Below are 2,413 nucleotides of genomic sequence, written 5' to 3'. Positions count from 1 at the left end.
CCATGCCGCATTGCAGGTCGCCGGTGCGGGTCATGGCCGTGGTGAAGCTCACGCTGCGGCCAGAGCCCCGGCGGGTCAGGGGCCGTTGGGTTGCCGCTGCAGCGGCGAGCGCCGAGGTCACCCCAGGCACCACCTCGCTGGCGATGCCAGCTTCGCGCAGGGCATGCAGCTCTTCTTCCAGTCGGCCGAAGAGGCTGGGGTCGCCACCCTTGAGGCGGGCCACCAGGCCGCGTTCACCATGGATGGCGCCCACGGCCAGTGACTGCTCGATGAGCAACTGGTTGATGCGGGTCTGGCCGTTGTAGTCGCTGCCTGGCTGGCCGGAGAAGCCTCGCTTGCCCACGTCGATCCAGTCGGCATGGGGAGCGAGCTCGCGCAGCGTCGGATCGGCCAGGGCGTCGAACAGCACCACCTGGGCCTGGGCCAGCAGGCGGCTGCCACGCACCGTGATCAGGTCGGCCTCACCGGGGCCGGCCCCGATGAAGACGACTTTGGCGGCGGTGAGCGAGCAGGGTTTGCTGTCCATGGTGGTGGTGCGGTGACGATGGCTGCCGGATCAGGCGGCCTTGACCAGCAGCGCGCCGCTGGTGCGGTTGGTCGTGGGGTCGACCACGATCAGCGCACCACCCACGCGGTTGGCGGTGTAGGCCTCGACCGGCAGCGGCTGCTGGGTCTGCACCGTCACGCGGCCGATTTCGTTCACGGCCAGTTCTTGCGCGTCGGTGTCTTCCAGCGAGTGGATGTCCAGGCGGCTTTCGATGGCGGTGATGCGGGCCTGCACCCAACGGTTGCCGTGGCGCACCCAGTACTTGCGGCCAATGGCAGCAGGTTCGGTGTCCAGCCAGGCCAGGGTGGCGGTGAAGCTGTCGGTGGGCTTGATCGATCCGGGCGTGTGCACCCAGTCGCCGCGCGAGACGTCGACCTGGCGGTCCAGCACGATGCCGGCCGACTGGCCTGCTTCGCATTGGTCGACCACCAGGGCCGAGTGGCGCACTTCGGCCACGATGGCGGTCTGGCCGCTCGGGAAGATCTGTACCTCGTCGCCGGCCTTGACCGAGCCGTGAGCGATGCGGCCCCACAGGGCGCGGTATTGGTGGCCGGTGCCCGATGCCGAGGCTTCGCCTTCACCCACGCTGTCGCGGGTCACGTATTGCACGGGGTGGAGCAGCGAGCCGTCGTGGGCTTCATCGGCCACGGGCAGTTGTTCCAGCACCTGCAGCAGGGTCGGGCCCTTGTACCAGGGCCAGTTGGCCGAAGGCGTGGTGACGTTGTCGCCGCGCAGGGCCGACACGGGGATCACGCCCTTGTTGACGATGCCTGCCTGTTGAGCGAAGGCTTCGAGCGAGCCCTTGACCGCGTTGAAGGCGGCTTCGGTGTCCTGCTCGATGGCGTCCAGCTTGTTGACGGCGAACACGATGGAGGGCACGCGCAGCAGGTGGGCCAGCAGGCTGTGGCGCTTGGTCTGCGTCAGCAGGGGCACCGGGCTGGCCTTCCAGTCGATCTTGGTGATGTCGACCAGCACCACGGCGGCGTCAGAGCCGGCGGCAGCGGTCACCATGTTGCGGGTGTACTGCTCGTGGCCCGGGGCGTCGGCGATGATGAACTTGCGGCTCTTGGTGGCGAAGTAGCGGTAAGCCACATCGATGGTGATGCCTTGCTCGCGCTCGGCCTCCAGGCCGTCGGTCAGCAGCGACAGGTCGATGGGGGCACCGGCGGCGCGCTTTTCCAGCGCATCGAGCTGGTCGGCCAGGATGGCGCGGCTGTCGAACAGCAAGCGGCCGATCAGGGTGCTCTTGCCGTCGTCAACGCTGCCAGCGGTCAGGAAACGCAGGGCCTTGTGAGCCAGTTCTTCGCCGGCTTCGCAGTGGGTGACGTTCGAGGTCATCGGGGTGCTCATCAGAAATAACCTTCCTTCTTGCGGCGCTCCATCGAGGCCTCGGACGTGCGGTCGTCCATGCGGGTGGCGCCACGCTCGCTCACGGTCACGTGCAGGGTCTCGGCGACGATGTCGGCCGGGTTGGCGGCATCGGATTCGACCGGGCAGGTGCAGGTCATGTCGCCCACGGTGCGGAAGCGCACGTCCACGGTTTCGACGGTTTCGCCTTCGAGTGCGGGCGTCACCTCGGTCAGCGGCACCAGCAGGCCCTTGCGGCGGATCACCTGACGGGCGTGCTTGTAGTAGATGTTGGGCAGCGGGATGCCTTCGCGGGCGATGTAAAGCCACACGTCCAGCTCGGTCCAGTTCGAGATCGGGAAGGCGCGGAAGTGCTCGCCCGGCTTGATGCGGGTGTTGAACAGGTTCCACAGCTCGGGGCGCTGCTCTTTGGGCTGCCACTGGCCGAAGCTGTCGCGGTGCGAGAAGATGCGCTCCTTGGCGCGTGCCTTTTCTTCGTCACGGCGGGCGCCGCCGATC

3 protein-coding genes are annotated in these 2,413 nt (G+C 67.8%); all 3 read right to left on the bottom strand.

Annotation, left to right across the window (positions count from 1 at the left end; genetic code table 11):
• On the bottom strand, window positions 1-526 hold a 526-nt coding region (locus tag B2W70_RS10320; RefSeq protein WP_286745478.1), incomplete at its 3' end, for an SAM-dependent methyltransferase.
• Between the two features lie 30 nt (window positions 527-556).
• A complete protein-coding gene (locus tag B2W70_RS10315; RefSeq protein WP_286745477.1) occupies window positions 557-1,897 on the bottom strand; it encodes a sulfate adenylyltransferase subunit 1 in 1,341 nt (446 codons plus the stop codon).
• A partial coding sequence (cysD, locus tag B2W70_RS10310) for a sulfate adenylyltransferase subunit CysD (RefSeq protein ID WP_286745476.1) occupies window positions 1,897-2,413 on the bottom strand: 517 nt, incomplete at its 5' end. The genes cysD and B2W70_RS10315, both read right to left, overlap by 1 nt.

The organism is Aquabacterium sp. UBA2148, from assembly GCF_002328915.1.
GTDB classification, from domain to species: Bacteria; Pseudomonadota; Gammaproteobacteria; order Burkholderiales; family Burkholderiaceae_C; genus Aquabacterium; species Aquabacterium parvum.
The sequence above is the reverse complement of the archived record's forward strand: the minus strand, read 5'-3'. Positions and strand labels throughout refer to the sequence as shown.

Excerpts from the sequence above, each read along its gene's own strand:
- B2W70_RS10315 (WP_286745477.1), bottom strand. The coding sequence starts at position 1,897 with ATGAGCACCCCGATGACCTCGAACGTCACCCACTGCGAAGCCGGCGAA.